This window comes from Salmonella sp. 32100201201700099SM, assembly GCF_017572645.1.
In the GTDB taxonomy this organism is placed as follows: Bacteria; Pseudomonadota; Gammaproteobacteria; order Enterobacterales; family Enterobacteriaceae; genus Salmonella; species Salmonella enterica.
Genome location: NZ_JAGERQ010000003.1, coordinates 310616 through 332612 on the forward strand (window position 1 = coordinate 310616; position 21997 = coordinate 332612).

Genomic DNA, 21997 nt, shown 5'->3' on the forward strand with positions numbered 1-21997 from the left:
CTCACGTTTTTAAGTGTTAGATCTCTTGATATTTATCAAGCTCCCTCATTAAGGGTAATTCTGGAAAAAATTAATAATTCTCATTAACTTTAAATTAAATGAAATTCATAATTTATTCTGAAGAGTTGTTAACGTATTAATTCAAAATTAACCGCTGCAACCTGACCGGACTCATCCATTACGACAAGTTGATAACGTCCAGCGATATTGAGTAATAAAGAAAGGCGATTATTTTCGCCATTAACAGGTTTGCCATTTAAAAACCGCCAGCGACGCCCTTTACCGCCGGTAGTCGAGACGGGCAGCGTGACGTTTTCCTGGCCTGGCAATTGCCTGATCACCGCGCCATCTCTCACTCCTGACAGCATTAACGGCGCGGCATCATTGCCCTGTAGCGGCGGACAGCGGTCGGACGCCGCGGGCAAGCGGGCGCTACGTCTTTCCGCAGGCGGCAGCCACGGCTCCAGCGGCCGCGGCCAGACGATAAACGTATGCGCACGCGCCTGCGGACAGTCGGCAGCGACACGCCGCCCCGTATCATCCAGCCAGACCGGGAAACGAATACCGTTGATGTCTTCCTGCTCAGGTAACAGCAGCGTGGGCGGCTGGCTGTCGTCAAGCAGCCATGTCGCCAGTCGGCGGCGACAGTTGCTGTCTCCGGCAGGCAGAGTCTGTCCGCCCGGCCAGCAAATGACGCCGCGGCTTACCGTCTGCGGACGCGGATCTTCCGGCAGGCGTCCCGTATGCGCCAGTAACAGATTATTGACCTGGTTAAGCAATGGCACCGCGCTGGCAAAACCAAATTGCCCCACCACAGGCGTGCCGTCGGGTCTGCCTGTCCAGATGCCGATGATATAGCGCGCGTTAACGCCAATAGCCCACGCATCGCGATAGCCGTAGCTGGTGCCGGTTTTCCACGCCAACGGCACAATGCGCGGCAGCGCGTTATCCGGCAAGGGTTGCGCTTCATCCGCCATAATCCGTCGAATGATCCACGCCGCTCCCGGCGACATTAATGGTCTTTCCGACAGCGGATCGTCCGGCTGTAACCGTAGTTTCGCCGCTTTCCCATGACGAGCGAATGCGCTGTATGCCGCCGCCATCTCGTCAAGCCGCGCGCCCGCGCCGCCCAGAATCAGTGAAAGATTGGGCGCCGCGCCAGCAGGCAAATATAGCGGCAGGCCGACGTTACGCAGTTTTGCCGCAAATCGTTTCGGCCCATAGGCTTCAAGCACCTGAACGGCAGGCAGATTCAGCGAGCGTACCAGCGCGCCGCTCATGCTGACCGGGCCGTGAAATCCGCTGTCGAAGTTTCCCGGGCGGTAATCTCCGGTACGGCGCGGAACGTCCTGTAATAATGATGCGGGATGGATCAAGCCGTCATCCAGCGCCAGACCATACACAAAGGGTTTGAGTACCGATCCCGGCGATCGGATCGCCGTTACCATGTCGACATGACCAAAACGGCTGTCGTCATTAAGGTCTACCGATCCTACCCAGCCGCGCACGCTCATATCGGTATGATCGACGACGATCATCGCCAATGAACTGCGTGCAGGCAACCGCCCTTTCCATGCCCGCGCCAGATCTTCCAGTTGCCGCTGCAACCCGGCGTCCAGCGTGGTCACAATTTTGTCGCTCCGGCTTTTACTCAACATCATTCGGGCAAAAAGCGGCGCCAGTTGCGGCATTTGACGCGGCGCCAGCCAGACCGGCTCTTCACGCGACTCGCGTACCGTTTCGGCAGGCCAGACGCCCTGCTCCGCCATCCGATCCAGCACTTTATTCCGTGCCGCTTCGGCTCTCGCAGGCCATCGGTCGGGGCGTAACCGGCTCGGCGCCTGCGGCAATACGGCCAGCAGCGCCGCGTCAGCGTAGCTCAGGCGCGCGGGCGGCTTGCCGAAGTAGGCCCAGCTTGCAGCGCCAATACCCTGTAGCGTGCCGCCGAACGGCGCGCGGTTCAGGTACAGCGTCAGGATATCGCGCTTGGACAAATGCCATTCAAGCTGGAGGGCGCGCCAAAGCTGGCGGATTTTACCGCCGAACGTGCGCGAATGCGGGTCCAGCAGTCTCGCCACCTGCATAGTCAGCGTACTGCCGCCGGAAATAACGCGCCCGGCGGTAAGATCCTGCCATGCCGCGCGCGCGACGGAGAAAGGGTTAACGCCAGGGTGCCGCCAGAACCAGCGATCTTCGTAATTGATTAAGGCCTCCAGGTAGCGGGGAGAGACCTCTTCAATCGTCACCGGATAACGCCAGATCCCCCCGGCGTCGGCAAAGCGCCACAGCGGCGTACCGTCATGGGCTACCACGACCCGCGCAGGATGGACCTCATTGAGCGGCAGCGGCCAGAGTTTATCCGCCGCCCATAACGCCAGGAAAATAAAAAGCGGCGCGCCCGCCAGCCACAGCCAGCGGCCACGTTTACCACGCCAACCGTTCATTTAAGGCGTCACAATCAGCAGCCCCTCGCTCGCGCCGGTTGCCCGCCACTGAGGCGCGTACATCGATTCCACCTGCGGTTGCGCAAGCTGGTACGTCCCCGGCGTTACCGCGCGCGCCAGGTAGACCAGCGTCACGAGCTGGCCCTCATTGACGACGACGGCAGCCACAAATCGATCGTCGCGGAATTCCATATACTGAATATCCGCCTGCTGCATCTGATTAAGCAGATTTTGCACTTCGCTACCGCTTTCCGGCAGGCTGGCGCTGCTGTCAGCCAGATTCTGGTTTTCCAGCTCCAGCCCGGCCGGGAGCAGGTCCACCACCAGCGCATCCGGCACATTGCGATCGGCCACTACCGTTAACCAGACCAGCACCAGTTCGCCGCTACGCAACGAGGACAGCGATTTGCGCTGACCATCGGTCCCCAGTATTTGTCGTTCAATCTGCAAAACGTTGCTGGCAGGCTCAGGCGCAGATGAGGGATAGCCGCTGCTATCCAGACGCAGCCATAGCGGCTGGCTACCGGTGTTCGTCACCTCAAGGGCGGCCAGCTGGTCAGCATCCAGATTACGGGTCAGCGCCTTGTCGCCCGCCAGCGGCTGCGCCTCTAAAGAGGTCTGCGCCTGCCAGGCGCCCGCGCTGGCCTGTCGCGAATGCGCGGCGAGGAACAAGGCATTGTTCTCCTGGGTAGAGAGCCAGCGCTGACCGAAGGCCTGCTCAGAAAGCGAGCTTAATAGCGCGTTTTGCGCGTCCGGTCTGAGGTTGTTCTCTTCCAGTAGCGACAACATCAGAGCGTTATCGCGCAGAGAACTACCGTAATCCGCTATCCATTGCCGTTCGTCCTGACGCGGCGTATTCAGAGCCAGCGTAATGGCCTCTTCGCCACGTCTGGCATCGCCCATCGTGTTTAACGCGATGCCCAATTGCATCAGCGGCAGTCCTGAAGCCGCCTGACTACGGCGCTCCCAGATTTCGCGCAGCGCGCCGAGCGGCGCTTTCTGCTGACGCGCCAGTACCAGCGCGGCGTAAGCCTGAGCGGCAAAAGTACTGGCCTGGGTATTATCGCTATAACGAATCAGCATCGTGCCGGGATCCTGCAGATAGCGCAGCAGTCGCTCATTGCCCCGGTTAATGGCCTCCGGCAGGACGCTATATCCCTGCTCGCCCGCGCGAATGAGGAAATCCATCGCGTAGGCCGTTAGCCAGGGCTCTTCCGCCCCATTTTCATCCCATAGCGCAAAACCGCCGTTATCACGCTGCATCTGTAGTATCCGGGAGATGCCGATATCCACCGCGGCGCGCCGTTTTTCATCGCTATCGCCGGTAATACCGAGCGTCTGCAATTGAGCGGCATTGGTGTACAGCGCCGGGAATAACCCGCTGGCGGTTTGTTCCAGGCACCCGTACGGATATGCTTTCAGCTCGCGAATGTAGCGCGCCAGATTGAGCGGCGGTTTTCCGCTTAACAGCAGTTGTCCCTGCAACGTGGCTGGCGAGACGTTTGCCAGATGCTGCTCTGGTACATGCCAGCTCTCTCCCGGCGCCAGCGCAATGCCGCTATTTACCGTTTGGGCAGGCCAGGCCGGACGCACGCCGATTTGCCACTGCTTATGCTGCGCGCCGAGGGTTTCTCCCGGCAGATTCAGACCGCTAATGGTCGCCTGGATTTCGCCTTCGCCAAAACCTTCCAACGCGCGTACCGGAACGAATAAGGTGGTGCGCACGCCCGGCGCCAGGTTGACCAGTTGCGGCTGCTGGCTAAGCAGTTCCAGTAACCCACTGGCGGCGAGCGCAATATTCAGCGTCTGCGGACGCTCGGTCAGATTGGTGACATCCAGCACCAGTCGCGAAACATCCCCTCCCGCCAGAAAACGCGGCATATTCAGCTCGGCAATCACTGGCGCGGCGACAACGACTTTGCTTTCGCCGCGACCAAAATCGTCCGCTGTCCATGCCTGCGCCATAACCCGCAGTTCGCCGTTAAAGTCGCCAATCGGCAGCGTTACGACCCCTTCGCCCTGCTCATTGAGCGTGATCGGCTGCGCCTGCTGCGCGATGATATTGACATGGTTTACCGGCGGTTTTCCGCCGCGCTTAAGGGCGTCGCCATCGCCGCCAAAACGCAACGCCGCCAGCCGCCCCTGCCCTTCAATGACCTGGCCGTAAATATCGTAGATATCCGCACCGTAGCGTTTTTGACCGAAGAACGCCTGCCACGGGTCCGGCGTCGCGTAATCGGTGATATTCAATACGCCGCTATCGACCGCGGAAACCAGCACGTTGATCTGTTTTGGCATTTCGCCGTGTTTAACGCTGGCTTTCACCCTGACGGTGAGCGGCTGATTCGGGCGCATTTTAGCCGGGCTTTCCAGCGCCAGATCGAGGCGGCGGTTTTCATCCCCCAGCGGTAGGTGTAGTAACCCCACGGCGCGTTTTGGCGTCGCGGAACGAGATTTATCGCCGGGACGCACCACCAGCGTACTGAGATAGAGATCGTGGCGATTCCAGGTTTTATCCACCGGAATCGTGAGCTCCAGCCCCTGCGCCGGCACGTCGATCGCCTGCCACCACAGCGGACCATCGCTGGACTCCACCATGGCATAACCTTTACCGGCGACCGGCGCGGCGATATGCAATTTCATGGTGTCGCCTGGACGATAATTCGCTTTATCCAGTTTGAGGGTGACGCGATCCGGACGCGCCGCGCCGCTACCGTCGCTGTTATCCTGCCAGCTATAGCCGGCCCAGAAACGAACGCTGCTGACCGTCTCATTCGGCGCTTTGACCTCCAGACGGTACGCGCCCCATTCCACCGGGAAGCTGACTTTTCCGGTTTCATCCGCGTTCAGATTCAGCGTCTGCTCGCCCTCCACCAGATCTTTTTGATCAAACTGCGACTGCCAGCCTTCGCTTTCCGACCAGTTCCAGTAATAGTCGCGACGCTCGCGGATGAGCCGCACCTGTAAACCGGACACCGCTTTTTTCTCGCCCTGCGCGTTGGCGTAAACAATATCGAATGCGGCGTTGCTGTCTTCGTCGACAATCGGTTGATTAACGGTGGTATCCGTACGGTAGTCGTATACCGCTTTGGCGGCGAACTGTGGACGAATTCCCGGTAACGTATCGGCAGGCCAAATCGCCTGCTCTACGCGACGAGTGACCGGACGACCGCCAGACTCCAGCAGGCTGGCCTGTAGAATTACCTGCAGCGGCGAATGCGCTTCTTGCCACTGGCTGGCAGCACTCACTTCACCACGTCCGCCTTTATCCAACGTCAGTTGAACTTCGTCCAGGCTGCGCGAAAGATTCTCTTCGGCAATATTGCCGAACTGGAAGCCAGGCAACGCCGCGACAGCGTCGCGCAGCGGACGCAGGAAAAGTTGCCCTTGCAGGGTATTGCCGTTAGCAGGGGCGCCATACAAGTAATAGCCGACAACGGAGAATTTCACCTCATCCGCAGGCGCCAGCGGCGTTTTTTGCGCCGTCAGGTTGAGCGCCATCCGCTCCGGCATAAAGTCTTCCACGTGGAAATCCCAACTCCGCAGCAAATTATCGCCGGTGTTGGCGCGGACATGCCACAAGCCGGTCGGCGCGTTGATATCCAGCGGATAATTCAAACGGTATAGCCCGTTTTCCGGCTGGCTGACAACGGTACGCATCACCTGTCCATCTGGTTTTACCACTTCCAGCTTAACGGGTTGATCGGGCAGCGTTTTACCGTCGCTATCGCGCAGTAATCCGTTGAGGATAACCGTTTCGCCCGGTCGGTAGAGATCGCGCGGGCCGAACATAAAGAACTGCTTGCTGTAGCCGGGCGCGCCAGCGACATTAAATTCCGACAGATCCAGAGCCGGAAGCGTGAGATCGAGCAGCGTGGTCTGCTCCTCTTTACGCGCCAGTAATAGCGCCGCCGCTTTATCAGCCTCCAGTTGCACATGTCCCTGCGCGTCGCTCGTCGCCTGCGCCAGCGTCTGACCTTTATCATTCAGAAGAACGATCTCAATTCCCGACTGCGCCGCGCCGTTTTCCAGGCTTTGCGTAAAGATATCCAGCCGATTATGGTAACGGTGCGCGGACACGCCGATATCGCTAAGGGTAAACAACGTAGCGGCATTACTATAGTTGTAGTGTCCAGCCTGATTCATTACCGCCACATATACGCCCGCCTGTTGCAGCGGCTTAATATCGCTTAATGGCAGCAGCAGTTTCTCACGCGTATTGCGCGCCGGATTAAGATCAAAACGACCGGTATAAACCAGATCCGCCATTTTCAGCAGATGGCCGGACTCCCAGTTAGAGAGAGAACTACGGTACTCCCACTGGCTGACAAATGACGCCAGCGATCCGGGCTTAACGCGGAAAAAGTTCACATCAACGTGGTTGACGTTAAGCGCCATGACCGGCAGTCCTTCCGCGATTTTCCCCGGTAGCAGCGATCCCCGGCTGGCAAAGCCGACGCTGGGCTGGACATCACGCGTGGTAATCGTTTTTTCATAAGACTTGCCGAAGGTGGCGTTATTCAGCGCTTTAACGGCGGGATCAACCGTGACCACCAGCACGCGCTCAGGTTCCAGATGACGTAACCTTAGCTCTTTTAAATTTGGCGCCAGCTCCCATGCGCCATCAACGCTGCCGCTTTTCTTATCAACCACGTGAACCACACGGGAGAAATCCTGTTCAGGATCTAAAGGAATTGAAAACGTCAGCACCAGCGTCGCCGCGCCGTCGAGCTGCGCTTCGGAGGCGTCTAATAGCGTGAGCGCTTTGCCCTGGCTTTGCTGCGCCAGCTTTTGTAGCTGTGCCGGGTCTTGCGCGGGCGAGGGCTGCGCTACGGCTGGCGCTTCGCTTTTAGTCGTCGGGGCGGTTTTATCGTTGTTATCGCATCCCGCCAGCGCCAGCATGATCATGCAGGCCACCACGCGTAAATGTTTCATCTTTCATCCCTGGCCTTAACGGCCTGTCAGCAACGGTTGATGAGATATTATGCGCGAGAAATTTTATTGTGTAAGTCCGTATTACTGTGATGATGCGAAAATTTTACGCAGAAATGTGGTTTCGCCAGCCAAAACAGCCTCTTCTACTTGTCCCTTTTCGGGAAACGTCCGACAATTTGACCATAATCAGGTAACAATGGAGATGCCCATGACCACCGCCTTTTTTGTCGCCGCCGACTGGCTTGCCGAACATATTGATGATCCGGAAATACAGATTCTTGACGCCCGTATGGCGCCGCCAGGACAGGAACATCGTGATATGGCGGGCGAATATCGCGCCGGACATATTCCCGGCGCGCTGTTTTTTGATATTGAAGCGCTTTCCGATCGCGCATCGCCGTTGCCGCATATGATGCCGCGCCCGGAAGCGTTTGCGGTGGCCATGCGTGAACTGGGTGTTCGCCAGGATAAACACCTGGTCATATACGATGAAGGCAATCTGTTCTCCGCTCCGCGGGCGTGGTGGATGCTGCGCACGTTCGGTGCCGAGAAAGTGTCCATTCTGGCGGGCGGACTGGCGGGCTGGCAGCGCGACGAATGGCTATTGCGCGAAGGCGAGGAAGCGCATGAAGGAGGCGAGTTTGAGGCGAAATTCACGCCGCAAGCCGTGGTGCGTCTCACCGACGTATTGCTGGCAAGCCATGAAAAAACCGCGCAAATCGTTGACGCGCGTCCGGCGGCGCGTTTTAACGCTCAGGCTGATGAACCGCGTCCGGGACTGAGGCGCGGACACATTCCTGGCGCGCTAAACGTCCCGTGGACGGAACTGGTGTATGAGGGCGAATTAAAGACCACTGACGAACTGAATGAGGTTTTTTTCAGCCACGGCGTGAGTTTCGACAGACCGATTATCGCCAGTTGCGGTTCCGGTGTGACGGCCGCGGTCGTGGTGCTGGCGCTCGCCACGCTGGATGTACCTGACGTCACGCTTTACGACGGCGCGTGGAGCGAATGGGGCGTGCGTACCGATTTACCGGTTGAACCCGCTTAATATCTGCCATGCCGGATGGCGCTCACGCTTATCCGGCCTACCGTTCAGGCTGATGTAAAACGATCTACAGACATTGTTTTTATTCAGCTGTTTTCCACTGTCCTGCAAACGGGCATTATTTTCTCTTAATAAAATCCTATTTTTTATCGGTAAATACTTTACGCCGGGTATAAGGAGTATCATCACCGCTGTTTTGGTTTTCACCGGAAAATAACTCCTGTAAATATAATTTTTAAGGATGGAAAATGGATATTTCACTCGCTAATTTAATTGAGTTGGTTAAAAAGGTTAACCGTAATAAGGTACCTACTCCTATGTCTGCCGAGGAAATAAGTCGTCTGCGAGTGCGTAAGTATCGCGATCCGCAAAATACGGAAACCACTGAGTTACCTGAAAGCCTGAAGGCGCTACTGGCCTACGACCGCGATCTACTTAGCAATTATAATATGCCTGTGATTGAAACATTACAAAGATCTATTGATAAAGAGGGAGTAATACATTCTTACTCTCCTGATGAAGAGGCGTATTACGGCGCTGGCATGGATAGCTCAGGTATTGATATTGAAGATCTGATGCCTGTCTGGAGTAACGATCCCCGTCTTCCGGCATTAATTCGTATCGATCATGTCGGCGATCAGGCCATTTTTATCTATATCACAGAACGGGATGCCAACGGCGAATACCCTATTGCCCGCATAGAGCGTAATGAATTCTGGCTGGCGGAGTCTTCTCTGGTGGAATACCTCTATAATATTATTTCGGGCGCTAAAGACATTGGCTTTACCGAAGAGGATTTACATCTTCCGCAATGGAAGGCACAGCAAAAAATGAATGAACAACGCGATGCCGCTTTACTTGACCTGGAGGATTATCATGAGGCGTTTTGGGCAAAACTGGACGCGCTCGTCGATTAATCGACATGCTGTCGGGTGGCGCTCACGCTTATCCGGCCTACCGTTCAGGCTGATTTAAAACGAATCTACATAAATACTGTTTAAGCAGGCCACAAAAAAACCGCTCAGTTGAGCGGTTTTTTTGTGCTGGTCCGGTTCGCGGCCTTTCCAGCAGGCTTTGTTGCCATAGCAACGCAGGCACACCACAGTAGGTAAATACTCCCTTTTAAGGAGAGCAAAGTCAAGTTAATTCACGACGAAACTATTCAGCATTTGAGGTATTATCTTTCCCGGCCCCCTCCGCCGTCTCGCAAACGAGCGCTGGCTTCAGGAGAGGATGTTCCATGGCCGTAAGCGCAGGCACACCACAGTGCCTGCTATCACGGCATTATCGCCAGCGGTGCTACCGTGATGCGGTCTTCGCAAGGACCGCAACATGAAGGTACGATGCTTTTGTGTCGTGCTTCTTGTTTCTGGCACGTTGTGTCTTCACGCAGACAGAAGCTACCCAGGTAATTCTGTTCCCGTAACGCTCAACGTCCAGAGCAGGTAAGCCAGGAGGCCGCCCTGTTGGGCGGCTTTCTTTTCTTCAGATGATGCGGTTCTGTTTAAAATCGCGCAGGAACCCACCCCAACGACGCTCGTAGAACGGCGCGATATGCTCGGTGATAAAGTGGCTGATACCCTGCGCGCCCTTCCTCACCTGACAAATATCGATCGGTTCGTCACCCGGTAACGTGTCGGTCGCCACATTGCCCGCTGCGTGAATGATCTCTTCAATTTCGCCGTCAGCCTCAATGCCAATCAGCAGATTAGGTTGGGCGTCCGCATGTTCTTTAATCGCGCAGAGAAATGCGCGTTTCACCGGTTTGATGGTTTTAAACAGCGTAGTGAGGGAATCAATCATCTGCGACGGCGGCTCGGCCACTTCGGATAAAATAAGCGACTCGCCGCCTTCCAGCACTTCCTGCGTACTTAACGGACTGCCTTCCTCAGCGAGAAGCAGGCTGATTTCACGCGGCATAAACTCTTTGCCGGTCGGCAATTTAGCGTTGAGGAATAACGTTTCGCCAAGCGTCATTTCAAACAGCGTGCGCGCCGGCATCACCACAAACGCCTGTTCGTCTTCCACGGCCTGCTGCAGCGCCTCCAGAGAAGTAAAGAAGGGAATGACGGTCGTGCCGTCTTCTTTTTCCCAGTGCTGCAAATCCAGAGCGCTGTCTTCCACAATCGCCTCGCCTTCGGCAGCGCTGCCCGGCACCCAGACGGTGGACTCCAGTAAGGTACGAAAAAATGCCGGACGATGCGCGGGCTCAGTCGCCGCTTTCTCCAGCAAGATTTCTAATTCATTTTTAGTTTCGGACATAGGAATCACAAATTATGTATATGGGTTGTAGGCCTGATAAGACGCACGGCGTCGCCATCAGGCGAAATGCCGGGTGGCGCTTCGCTTACCCGGCCTACAAAAACACCGTTCAGGCGGTCAGCAGATTCGCGATGATGCGCACACCCAGACCGGTTGCCCCGGCAGCCCACTGCTCAACCGGCGCTTTGCGATAAGTGGCGGAACAGTCAATGTGCAGCCAGCCTTCGCGGTAATTTTCAACAAAGTGCGACAGAAAACCCGCGGCGGTGCTTGCCCCGGCGGGATACGCCGCGCTGCCGGTGTTGTTCAGTTCCGCAAAGTTAGACGGCAGTTGGTTACGGTGAAACTCCGCCAGCGGCAGACGCCAGAACGGTTCATTCTCTTGCGCCGCGCTGGTCAGCAAGCGCCCCGCCAGCGTATCGTCAAAACTGAATAGCGCATGGTAGTCGTTACCCAGCGCCGTTTTCGCCGCGCCGGTTAACGTCGCCATATCAATGATTAGCTGCGGGTGTTGCGCGCTGGCGTCAATCAGGCCATCCGCCAGTACCAGTCGCCCTTCCGCATCGGTATTCATGACTTCGACATTCTTGCCATTACGGTAGCGAATAATATCGCCCAGTTTAAACGCGTTGCCGCTGATCAGATTATCGGCGCAGCACAGGAACAGTTTTACGCGTTTATTCAGCCCACGGGTAATGGCGAACGCCAGCGCGCCTGTTACTGTCGCCGCGCCGCCCATATCGGATTTCATAGAATCCATAAAAGCGCTTTGTTTGATACTGTAGCCGCCGGAGTCAAAGGTGATACCTTTACCGACCAGGCAGGCATAAACCGGCGCATCTTTGTCTCCCGTCGGGTTGTAATCCAGCGCCAGCAGCACCGGCGGACGCTCGGAACCACGGCCTACGGTATGCAGCCCCATATAGTTCTGCTCGCGCAGATCTTCGCCTTTGGTGATACGATAAGTGACGCTATCGCACGCGACGCTGCACAGCAGATCCACTGCGCGCTGCGCCAGTTGCTCCGGCCCAAGCTCTTCCGCCGGAGCATTAATGGTGTCGCGCACCCAGTCAATAATGGTCAGGCGGTTATCCAGCTCCTGACGTTGGGCATCGTCTAAATCCGGCCACATTACGGTACGGACGCCTTTTGGTCCTTTGTAACCCGCCCAGAATGCCCAACAACGCTCGGTATCCCATCCTTCGCCTGTCAGCGCGACCTGTTTTATTCCCAGGCCGTCGATTTTACGCGCCGCACGCTGGATCAATCCCAGATCGTCTTTACCGTTAAGATGCAAGGTAATACCGTCGTTATTAATACTGTAAGTGGCTTTATCGCCCCAGCGCGCATCGGCAGGCTGCGTGGAAAGCGTAATTTTCATGGCTTCTGTCATTGTTATTTTCCTTATTAGCAAACGGGCCGCCGTAGGGCAGCCCGTTATTTGACTTACTCTGCTTCATCCAACCAGACTAGCAGAATCGCCTCCAGAATTTTTTCATTGGATGCGTTAGGGTCGTCGTCAAAATCGTCCAGTTCGCAGATCCACTGATGCAGATCGGTGAAACGAACGGTTTTAGGATCGACATCAGGATATGCGTCGTATAACGCTTCGCCGATCTCGCGGCTATCGGTCCACTTGAGTCCCATACTACCCTCTGTTAATGCTCACGCGCATGGTTGATTGTGTAACGTGGAATTTCGATAACCAGATCGTCGTCGGTAACGCGGGCCTGGCAGCTCAGTCGACTTTCCGGCTCCAGCCCCCACGCTTTATCCAGCATATCGTCTTCTTCTTCCGAACTTTCCGGCAAGGAGTCGAAGCCTTCACGTACAATACAGTGACAGGTGGTGCAGGCGCACGATTTCTCACAGGCGTGTTCAATCTCGATGCCGTTGCGCAGCGCAACGTCAAGAATGGTTTCACCGGTCTCAGCTTCCAGAACTGCGCCATCCGGACAAAGATCCTGATGAGGCAGAATAACAATCTTCGGCATGTTAAACCTCGTCTACGGAATGGCCTTTCAACGCGCGACGAACCGACTGGTCCATGCGGCGAGCGGCAAATTCCTGGGTTTGTTTATCTACGTTTTTAATGGCTTGTTCTATGGCGTCAACATCATCGCCTTGTGCGACCGCGCTTAAATGTGCGGCGGCATCATCAATGCATTGACGTTCTGCGGCGCTTAACAGCGCGGCGTCGGCAGTTAGCGCGCCGGTCAAACTTTCCAGCACGCGCGCGGCTTCGACTTTTTGCTCCGCCAGCATACGCGCTTTCACGTCCTGCTCGGCAAAACTCATGGAATCCTTGATCATCGAGGCGATTTCGCTATCGGTCAGGCCATAGGAAGGTTTGACCTGAATGGAGGCCTCGACGCCAGTGGATTTTTCCATTGCGGTGACGCTCAACAGGCCATCGGCGTCTACCTGGAAGGTCACGCGAATATGCGCCCCGCCCGCCGGCAGCGGCGGGATCCCGCGCAGCGCAAAGCGCGCCAGCGAGCGGCAGTCCTGCACCAGTTCGCGTTCGCCCTGCATCACATGGATAGACATCGCGGTCTGGCCGTCTTTGAAGGTGGTGAAATCCTGCGCGCGCGCCACCGGGATAGTGGTGTTGCGCGGAATGACTTTTTCCACCAGGCCGCCCATCGTTTCCAGCCCAAGAGAGAGTGGAATCACGTCCAGCAGCAGCATTTCGCTGTCCGGCTTGTTGCCGACCAGAATATCGGCCTGAATCGCTGCGCCAATAGCGACCACTTTATCCGGGTCAATAGCGGTTAACGGCGTGCGGCCAAAAAATTCGCCCACCCGCTCACGCACCAGCGGTACACGGGTCGAACCGCCGACCATGACCACTTCCAGAACGTCCTGGGGCTCAACGCCGGCATCTTTCAATGCGCGACGGCAGGCCAATAGCGTGCGCTTAACCAGCGCGGAAATGAGATCGTTAAACTGCTCGCGGGTGATCTCCCCCTGCCAGCCTGCAACATTAACGCGAACGGTATCAGCATCGCTTAAGGCGATTTTCGCGGTAATCGCGGCATCCAGCAGTTCGCGCTGAACGCGATTGTCGCTACGATCGGCAATTCCCGCCTGCTCACGAATATAGTCCGCCAGCAGATGGTCAAAGTCGTCGCCACCGAGCGCAGAATCACCGCCCGTCGCCAGCACTTCAAACACCCCGCGGCTCAGGCGTAAGATAGAGATATCGAAGGTACCGCCGCCGAGATCGTAAACAGCGATAACGCCTTCTTTGCCTGAGTCCAGACCGTAGGCAATCGCCGCCGCCGTCGGTTCGTTGAGCAGGCGCAGGACATGCAGGCCTGCCAGCCGCGCGGCGTCTTTCGTCCCCTGACGTTGGGCATCATCGAAATAGGCGGGAACGGTAATCACCACGCCATCCAGCTCGCCGGAGAGCGATTCGCTAGCCCGCGCGGCCAGCGCTTTGAGAATATCAGCAGATACGCGTACCGGATTGAGCAATCCAGCCGCCGTGTCAATCATCGGTAGCCCATTAACGCTTGCCTTAAACCGGTAAGGCAGATGCGGATAGCGCGCCTGGATATCCGCCAGCGAGCGTCCCATCATGCGTTTCACAGAGCTGATAGTGTTGGCCGTATCCTGCGCGGCATTGTCACGCGCAGCGTAACCGACCGTATGGCCCTGCTGCTGATAGTGAACCACTGAAGGCAACAGGTGGCGCCCTTCGTGGTCAGGCAGTGTTTCCGCCTGGCCGCTGCGAACCGTCGCAACCAGAGAGTTGGTAGTGCCTAAGTCGATGCCCGCCGCCAGACGACGCTGATGCGGCGCGGCGCTCAGACCAGGCTCACTAATTTGTAATAAGGCCATGTTAGATTCCAGTTAAAAATCGAGCAGCTTTTCTTCGAGTTGTTCTGCGCTGCTTCGCAGTTTATCGAGAAACCGCAGTTTGCGCACCGTATCCGCCGCCGCGTCCCACGCGGCGTTGTCCAACTGTTCCACCATTTGCTGAAGACGAGCATCAAACATCTTTTGTACGCGTTTGATGAAGCTTTCCAGCCGCGCGTCGTCTTTTGATTGTTCGATATCGTCCAGCTCTTCGCGAAGCGTGAGTTGTTCCATCAGAAACGCGGTGTCGCGTACCGTATGCTGCTCGCTGGCCAGATCGAACCCGTGTAAGGAAAGCAGATACTCCGCGCGCGTCAAAGGGTGACGCAGCGTTTGCCAGGCCTGGTTGATCGTGGCGGATTGCTGGACGGCGGCAAGCTGCTGCGCCTGAGTGCCGTTGGCAAATTTGTCAGGGTGATACTGGCGTTGCAGATCCTGAAAACGAAAGCTCAGCGCCTGGGTGTCAATCTGATAACGGGCTGGTAAGCCAAAGAGGGTGAAGTAATCCATAACATTCTCAGGGATAGCCTGTCAGAACAAACCCCACACGCAGGCGACCACGGTGGGGTTATACCTTCTTACTTCGCGCCGCAGATGCGTTGTCTGCGCGGGTTCCCCCAGTCACTTACTCAAGTAAGCGTCTGGGGATTCACTCGCTTGCCGCTTTTCTGCAGCACGAATGACTCGGTATAACAGCGGAACACAGTTACACGTGGAAGCTTTCGCCGCAACCACACTCATCTTTCACATTCGGGTTGGAGAATTTAAACCCTTCGTTCAGGCCTTCTTTTACGAAGTCCAGCTGTGTACCGTCCAGAAATTGCAGGCTCTTGCCGTCAACCACTACCTTAACGCCTTTGTCTTCAAACACGGTGTCTTCCGCCGTCGGCTCGTCAACAAATTCCAGTACATAAGCCATACCTGAGCAGCCGGAGGTTCTCACGCCCAGACGCAGACCAAACCCTTTACCACGGTTGGCCAGGAAGGTATTAACTCGCGCTGCTGCACTGTCGCTAAGTGTAATCGACATAACAAAACCTCAATGTTAACGTTCTATTTTATTTCGCTTCGCGTTTGCTTTTGTAATCCGCAATAGCGGCTTTAATCGCGTCTTCCGCCAGAATAGAGCAGTGAATTTTCACCGGCGGCAGCTCCAGTTCGTCTGCAATGTCGGTGTTTTTAATCGCCTGCGCTTCGTCCAGGGATTTCCCTTTCACCCACTCCGTTACCAGAGAACTGGAGGCGATAGCGGAACCGCAGCCGTAAGTCTTGAAGCGCGCGTCTTCAATGATACCTTCATCGTTAACTTTAATCTGCAACTTCATGACGTCGCCGCAGGCCGGCGCGCCAACCATACCGCTTCCCACGTTATCGTCGTTGTTGTCAAACGACCCTACGTTACGCGGGTTCTCATAGTGATCGATTACTTTTTCGCTGTAAGCCATTATAAATTCTCCTGATTCCGATACCGATTAATGATGTGCCCATTCGATGCTGTTCAGATCCACACCCTGCTTGTACATTTCCCACAGTGGAGAAAGGTCACGCAGACGGCCAATGGATTTACGAACCAGATCAATGGTGTAGTCGATCTCTTCTTCAGTGGTAAAACGACCTAAAGAGAAACGGATAGAGCTATGCGCCAGCTCGTCATTCATGCCCAACGCGCGCAGCACGTAGGACGGTTCCAGACTGGCGGAGGTGCAGGCGGAACCGGAAGAGACCGCCAGGTCTTTCAGCGCCATGATCAGCGACTCGCCTTCAACGTAGTTAAAGCTCACGTTGAGAATGTTTGGCGCGCCCTGCTCAAGGTCGCCGTTCAGGTAAACTTCTTCAATATCTTTGATGCCGTTCCACAGACGGTTACGCAGACCGCGCAGACGGGCCATTTCGGTCTCCATCTCTTCTTTCGCGATACGGTAAGCTTCGCCCATGCCGACGATCTGGTGAACAGGCAGAGTACCAGAGCGCATACCGCGCTCGTGCCCGCCGCCATGCATCTGCGCTTCAATGCGAATACGCGGCTTACGACGCACATACAGCGCGCCAATGCCTTTCGGACCATAAATTTTATGACCGGAGAAGGACATCAGATCCACTTTCAGTTGGCTCAGGTCGATAGGCAGTTTGCCCACGCTCTGGGTGGCGTCAACGTGGTAGATGATACCGCGCGCGCGGCACATTTCGCCGATGGTCGCGATATCCTGCACCACGCCGATTTCGTTGTTCACGTGCATGATGGAAACCAGAATGGTGTCGTCACGCATCGCTGCTTCGAGCTCGTTGAGATCGATGATGCCGTTGCGCTGCGGCGCCAGGTAGGTCACTTCAAACCCTTCGCGCTCAAGCTGACGGCAGGTGTCCAGCACCGCTTTGTGCTCGGTCTTGCTGGTGATGATGTGCTTGCCTTTTTTCTGATAAAAGTTAGCAGCGCCTTTAATCGCCAGGTTATCGGACTCCGTCGCCCCTGAGGTAAAGACGATTTCACGCGGGTCGGCGCCGACCAGTTCAGCAATCTGGTTGCGGGCGATATCGACGGCTTCTTCAGCCTGCCAGCCGAAACGGTGTGAACGAGACGCCGGGTTCCCAAAGGTTCCGTCCAGGGTCAGAAACTGCATCATTTTCTCGGCAACACGCGGGTCCACCGGCGTGGTTGCGGAGTAGTCGAGATAAATCGGTAATTTCATTGCTCTTAAACTCCGTACATCACTCAATGCAAGGAATCAGGCAACCGGCTGGATGTACGACCGTGTTGACGGGACGTCCGCGTCCCGGCCTGATTCTGAATTCTTTTTTACGCTTCATCCTTCAGACGACCGCGGCATTCACCGCATGAGGCCGCCAGAAGAGATGGCGTAATATTTTAATTAAGCGCGTAATTTAACGTCGATAGCGTCCTGCGCACGACCGCTGGCGCGCGGCGCGTCATGCGTGTGCTGGCGACCAGACACATCCAGAACTTCCTGGTTATTCACCAGCTCGCCTAAGGTAATATTGTTGAGAAAACCGGTCAGGCGATCGCTTAAATCACGCCACAGCGCATGGGTCAGGCATTTATCGCCGCCCTGGCAGCCGCCTTTGCCCTGGCAACGGGTCGCGTCAACGGATTCATCAACCGCGCTGATCACTTCGCCGACCGCAATACTGCCAGCATCTTTACCCAGCAGATAACCGCCGCCCGGCCCGCGTACGCTGGAAACCAGACCGTTTTTACGTAAACGGGAAAATAGCTGTTCCAGATAAGAAAGGGAAATCCCCTGACGTTCAGAAATATCAGCCAACGGTACCGGGCCCGCTTCGGAGTTGAGCGCAACGTCTAACATTGCGGTCACGGCATAACGCCCTTTAGATGTCAGTCTCATGTCTTACTTAACCTCAAACTCGCCCCTGCCCGGGGTTTTTTATTGTAAAATGGGGGTATTGCATAGCAGGGACAAGTCTGACATTCCCGAGTAATTTGGTCAACTATTTACTTGAGTAAATTAGTCAGGTATTTAGCGTTCCGTGCGATATTGATGCGCCATCCGGCATTAACGCGGTTACTTGCCTTTATTCTGCTGCTCAATAGACGCCAGAATCCCACGCAGAATATTCAACTCCTGGCTTTCCGGGCGGGCGCGGGTAAACAGACGGCGCAATTTATTCATCACCTGCCCCGGATGGTTTTCGCGAATAAAGCCAGTGGAGAGCAACGTCTGCTCCAGGTGGCCGTAGAAACGTTCAAGATCGTCCACCAGCGGATACGGCGTCTCTTCATGATCTGCCGCGTCGCCGTTTTCCTGCGTCGCCAGCCAGGCCATACGGACTTCATACGCGATGACCTGTACCGCCATCGCCAGATTCAACGAGCTGTACTCCGGGTTAGCGGCAATAGCGACGTGATAATGGCATTTTTGCAACTCATCGTTAGTCAGCCCGACACGCTCACGGCCAAAAACCAGCGCAACCGGCGTATTTGCCGCTTCCGCCACGCTTTTTAAGCCGCACTCGCGCGGATCAAGCATCGGCCACGGCAGAGTGCGGGAGCGAGCGCTGGTGCCGACCACCAGGCTACAGCCAGCCAACGCTTCATCCAGCGTATCGACGATCTGCGCATTACCGATCACATCGCTGGCGCCTGCCGCCAGGGCGATGGCCTGGGAGTCCGGTTTCACCAACGGGTTTACCAGCCACAGGTTAGTTAAGCCCATGGTTTTCATAGCGCGAGCCACGGAGCCCATATTGCCGGTGTGGGAGGTTTCCACCAGCACAATTCGAATGTTTTGCAGCATTGTCTTTCTTCAGCTAAAGATTATTCTGACATCTTACCATAAAACCAAGACAGATTCCGATCTCGCTGCTATACTCTGCGCCGTTTTCCCGTTCTTTAACATCCAGTGAGAGAGACCGATGCATCCGATGCTGACCATCGCCGTGCGCGCAGCGCGCAAGGCGGGTAATGTAATTGCCAAAAACTATGAAACTCCGGACGCTGTAGAAGCGAGCCAAAAAGGCAGTAACGATTTTGTGACCAATGTAGATAAGGCCGCTGAAGCGGTGATTATCGACACCATTCGCAAATCTTACCCGCAACACACTATTATCACCGAAGAAAGCGGTGAGCACGTTGGCACAGATCAGGATGTTCAATGGGTTATCGATCCGCTGGATGGCACCACCAACTTCATCAAACGTCTGCCACACTTCGCTGTTTCCATTGCTGTACGCATTAAAGGCCGTACTGAAGTGGCTGTCGTGTACGATCCGATGCGTAACGAACTGTTCACCGCCACCCGCGGTCAGGGCGCACAGCTGAACGGCTACCGTCTGCGCGGCAGTACCGCGCGCGATCTGGACGGCACTATCCTCGCTACTGGCTTCCCGTTCAAAGCCAAACAATATGCGACCACCTACATTAATATTATCGGCAAGCTGTTCACCGAATGCGCCGATTTCCGCCGCACCGGTTCCGCCGCGCTGGATCTGGCTTATGTGGCTGCAGGTCGTGTCGATGGTTTCTTTGAAATTGGCCTTCGTCCGTGGGATTTCGCCGCAGGCGAACTGCTGGTTCGTGAAGCGGGCGGTATCGTCAGCGATTTCACCGGCGGCCATAACTACATGATGACCGGTAATATCGTGGCGGGGAATCCGCGCGTCGTTAAAGCCATGCTGGCGAATATGCGCGACGAACTGAGCGATGCGCTGAAGCGCTAAGTCTCTTCGGCGGATGGAGCCACTCATCCGCCGTGCCTTTTCAGGCGTTTTTCCTAAACACAGCCTCATCGCTTTACTTGCCGGCATGTTTTTGTACGATCGCTCCCTGCTCCGCTATGGACATAAAGCGGCAAGGAAGCGAACATGACCCTTCAACATACCCGACGCATCGTCAAATCCCTTTTTATTCTGTTTATCATTGTGGTCTGTATTTACCTGCTACCCCGCGTAGCGATCAATGCCTTTTATTACCCGGACAATAAAGTCTATGGACCAACCCCTGCCGAAGCTGAATCCATTACCTTTACCGCTAAAGATGGCACGCATCTGCACGGCTGGTTTATTCCCACTGCTTTCGGCAGGCCGGAAAACGCCGTCGCGACGGTGATTCATGTCCATGGCAACGCCGGAAATATGTCGGCGCACTGGCCGTTAGTCAGTTGGCTGCCAGAACGCAACGTAAACCTGTTTATGTTTGATTATCGTGGGTTTGGCGAATCTGAGGGCACCCCATCACAGGAGGGGCTACTGGACGATACGAAAAGCGCGATAGATTATGTGCGGCATCGCGCCGACGTTAACCCCGAGCGCCTGGTACTGCTGGGGCAGAGCCTGGGCGGAAATAATGTGCTGGCCGCCGTAGGCCACTGCGTAGGCTGCGCAAATATGCGCTACGCCGACCAGGCGGGCATACGTGCGATTATTCTCGACTCAACGTTTTTATCCTATTCCTCCATCGCCAACCAGATGATCCCGGGCAGCGGCTATTTGCTTGATGACCGCTATAGCGCGGATCGCAATATCGCCAGCGTCAGCCCCATTCCGGTATTGATTCTTCATGGCACGGCAGACCATGTTATTCCCTGGCAGGACAGTGAGAAATTGTATGCCCTCGCCCGGGAGCCCAAACAAAAAATCTTCATTCCTGACGGCGATCACATTGATGCTTTTTCCGGACGTTATGCAAACCTTTACCGTGATGCGATGATTAAATTTATTCAGACCGCGCTATCCGCTAAATAGCGCGACGCTGTATATATGCATATTTTATGATTAAGAATATATTTATTATACCGATAGTAAAAACCATTTTTTCCCGTTAGCGAAGGCGGTGGATTAGCGCTAGCGTAACAGTAATATTCAACTGATTTTTATAACAATTTATTTTCATTTGTTTTTCCTGAATATTACTGTGGAGTATGTGATGGCTATCAAAATTACGCCTGACGAGTTTAGTTTGCTTATCCAGCGATTAAACAAAAAATGGCGCGTGTTTGCCCCGTCCGCAGAGTTTCGCGGCGGACGTTTTTCCGACACTGACAACATTATTTATCAACGGATTAGCGGCTGGCGCGATCTCATCTGGCACGAGAAATCGCACATGTCGCCGAATACCATTATCGCCCCTATCACCGAAACGCTCTTTTATTTCGATAAAGACACGATTCAAATTGCCGAGACAGACACCTCCCCAATAATCATCTTTGCCCGCGCCTGCGACATTAACGCCATGTCGCGGCTGGATTATATGTATTTATCAAATGGGAATAATTCCGATTACAGTTATCAACTGCTACGGGAGCATATTCGTTTCGTCCTTATTGAGTGTGAAAAAAGCTTCGAAAATTGTTTCTGCGTCTCAATGGGTACTAATAAAACTGACTGTTATAGCGCCGCCATGCGTTTTAGCGATGAGGGCGCGCTTGTCAGCATCCGCGATCCCTTTATCGAGGCGGCGATACAAGGGCTGGGGCAAGAGGCTGACTATACCCCCTCTTTCGTCAGCGAAAACCGGGAAACCGTCGTCACGCCGGACAGCGTTTGCCGCGATCCGCAAAAAATTCGCGACATTCTCACCCGCCATCCGCTATGGGACGCCTACGACAGCCGCTGCATCAGTTGTGGTCGCTGCACTACCGGATGCCCAACCTGTACCTGCTATAGCGTCTTTGACGTCGCCTATGATGAAAATCCGCAGCGCGGCGAACGCCGTCGCCAGTGGGCAAGCTGCATGGTGCCGGGCTTTAGTGACATGGCCGGCGGTCATGGTTTTCGCGAAAAACCCGGCGAGCGTCTGCGCTACCGCGCCCTGCATAAGGTCAATGACTACAAAGCGCGCAACGGCATTGAACATATGTGCGTCGGCTGCGGCCGCTGCGACGATCGCTGCCCGCAATACATCAAATTTTCTTTGATTATTAACAAAATGACCGCTGCCGTTCGGCAGGCGCTGGCAGAGGAGGCATAACGC

Annotated in this window: 20 protein-coding genes; 6 read left to right on the forward strand and 14 right to left on the reverse strand. The window is 55.4% G+C overall.

The genetic code is table 11. The features are described from left to right. Positions 1 to 128: 128 nt before the first annotated feature. Positions 129 to 2444, reverse strand: coding sequence for a peptidoglycan glycosyltransferase PbpC (gene pbpC / locus J4685_RS07030; protein ID WP_001014769.1), 2316 nt, complete (start codon positions 2442 to 2444; stop codon positions 129 to 131). Then, positions 2445 to 7379 carry an alpha-2-macroglobulin family protein gene (locus J4685_RS07035; protein WP_000681875.1) on the reverse strand — a complete coding sequence of 1645 codons (4935 nt, stop codon included), beginning with the start codon at positions 7377 to 7379 and terminating at the stop codon, positions 2445 to 2447. 208 nt (positions 7380 to 7587) lie between these two features. Here J4685_RS07035 and sseA point away from each other — a divergent pair, with 208 nt between their 5' ends. After that, positions 7588 to 8430, forward strand: coding sequence for a 3-mercaptopyruvate sulfurtransferase (sseA, locus tag J4685_RS07040; RefSeq protein WP_000205252.1), 843 nt, complete (start codon positions 7588 to 7590; stop codon positions 8428 to 8430). Here sseA and J4685_RS07045 read toward each other — a convergent pair. Further along, complete coding sequence (locus tag J4685_RS07045; RefSeq protein ID WP_024131533.1) at positions 8410 to 8634, reverse strand: hypothetical protein; 225 nt, start codon at positions 8632 to 8634, stop codon at positions 8410 to 8412. The genes sseA and J4685_RS07045 overlap by 21 nt on opposite strands. Positions 8635 to 8675: 41 nt before the next feature. Between J4685_RS07045 and J4685_RS07050 the strand changes: the two genes are divergently transcribed. Both J4685_RS07050 and timP read left to right on the forward strand, forming a co-directional pair. Further along, a complete protein-coding gene (locus J4685_RS07050) occupies positions 8676 to 9344 on the forward strand; it encodes a DUF5066 family protein (protein WP_000355301.1) in 669 nt (222 codons plus the stop codon). Between the two features lie 415 nt (positions 9345 to 9759). After that, complete coding sequence (timP, locus tag J4685_RS22490) at positions 9760 to 9876, forward strand: small toxic inner membrane protein TimP (protein ID WP_242617172.1); 117 nt, start codon at positions 9760 to 9762, stop codon at positions 9874 to 9876. A gap of 36 nt (positions 9877 to 9912) precedes the next feature. On the opposite strand, the gene sseB is transcribed toward timP, so the two are convergent. From sseB to trmJ, 11 genes are all read right to left on the reverse strand, one after another. After that, complete coding sequence (gene sseB, locus J4685_RS07055; RefSeq protein ID WP_016505160.1) at positions 9913 to 10689, reverse strand: enhanced serine sensitivity protein SseB; 777 nt, start codon at positions 10687 to 10689, stop codon at positions 9913 to 9915. A gap of 109 nt (positions 10690 to 10798) precedes the next feature. Continuing rightward, positions 10799 to 12082, reverse strand: coding sequence for an aminopeptidase PepB (pepB, locus tag J4685_RS07060; protein WP_000133540.1), 1284 nt, complete (start codon positions 12080 to 12082; stop codon positions 10799 to 10801). 53 nt (positions 12083 to 12135) lie between these two features. Then, positions 12136 to 12336: a Fe-S cluster assembly protein IscX gene (iscX, locus tag J4685_RS07065; RefSeq protein ID WP_000523621.1), complete on the reverse strand. Its 201-nt coding sequence runs from the start codon at positions 12334 to 12336 to the stop codon at positions 12136 to 12138. Positions 12337 to 12347: 11 nt separating this feature from the next. Continuing rightward, positions 12348 to 12683, reverse strand: a complete 336-nt coding sequence (gene fdx / locus J4685_RS07070; protein ID WP_001124466.1) for an ISC system 2Fe-2S type ferredoxin — start codon at positions 12681 to 12683, stop codon at positions 12348 to 12350. 1 nt (position 12684) lies between these two features. Beyond that, on the reverse strand, positions 12685 to 14535 hold the full coding sequence (gene hscA / locus J4685_RS07075; RefSeq protein WP_001196660.1) for a Fe-S protein assembly chaperone HscA: 1851 nt from the start codon (positions 14533 to 14535) through the stop codon (positions 12685 to 12687). A 12-nt stretch (positions 14536 to 14547) separates the two neighbouring features. Further along, a complete protein-coding gene (gene hscB, locus J4685_RS07080; protein ID WP_000384391.1) occupies positions 14548 to 15063 on the reverse strand; it encodes a co-chaperone HscB in 516 nt (171 codons plus the stop codon). A gap of 196 nt (positions 15064 to 15259) precedes the next feature. Further along, complete coding sequence (iscA, locus tag J4685_RS07085) at positions 15260 to 15583, reverse strand: iron-sulfur cluster assembly protein IscA (RefSeq protein ID WP_000028952.1); 324 nt, start codon at positions 15581 to 15583, stop codon at positions 15260 to 15262. A gap of 28 nt (positions 15584 to 15611) precedes the next feature. After that, complete coding sequence (iscU, locus tag J4685_RS07090; RefSeq protein ID WP_000331704.1) at positions 15612 to 15998, reverse strand: Fe-S cluster assembly scaffold IscU; 387 nt, start codon at positions 15996 to 15998, stop codon at positions 15612 to 15614. Between the two features lie 27 nt (positions 15999 to 16025). Continuing rightward, positions 16026 to 17240, reverse strand: coding sequence for a cysteine desulfurase (gene iscS / locus J4685_RS07095; protein WP_000775263.1), 1215 nt, complete (start codon positions 17238 to 17240; stop codon positions 16026 to 16028). Positions 17241 to 17420: 180 nt separating this feature from the next. Continuing rightward, entirely contained in the window at positions 17421 to 17915 is a 495-nt protein-coding gene (gene iscR, locus J4685_RS07100) for a Fe-S cluster assembly transcriptional regulator IscR (RefSeq protein ID WP_001241346.1), read from the reverse strand. 177 nt (positions 17916 to 18092) lie between these two features. Next, positions 18093 to 18824, reverse strand: coding sequence for a tRNA (cytosine(32)/uridine(32)-2'-O)-methyltransferase TrmJ (gene trmJ, locus J4685_RS07105; RefSeq protein WP_000940032.1), 732 nt, complete (start codon positions 18822 to 18824; stop codon positions 18093 to 18095). Positions 18825 to 18942: 118 nt separating this feature from the next. Here trmJ and suhB point away from each other — a divergent pair, with 118 nt between their 5' ends. From suhB to asrA, 3 genes are all read left to right on the forward strand, one after another. Continuing rightward, on the forward strand, positions 18943 to 19746 hold the full coding sequence (suhB, locus tag J4685_RS07110) for an inositol-1-monophosphatase (RefSeq protein ID WP_000553467.1): 804 nt from the start codon (positions 18943 to 18945) through the stop codon (positions 19744 to 19746). A gap of 144 nt (positions 19747 to 19890) precedes the next feature. Then, a complete protein-coding gene (locus J4685_RS07115; RefSeq protein ID WP_000174944.1) occupies positions 19891 to 20769 on the forward strand; it encodes an alpha/beta hydrolase in 879 nt (292 codons plus the stop codon). Positions 20770 to 20950: 181 nt separating this feature from the next. Further along, positions 20951 to 21994, forward strand: a complete 1044-nt coding sequence (gene asrA / locus J4685_RS07120; protein WP_000985211.1) for an anaerobic sulfite reductase subunit AsrA — start codon at positions 20951 to 20953, stop codon at positions 21992 to 21994. Positions 21995 to 21997: the final 3 nt, after the last annotated feature.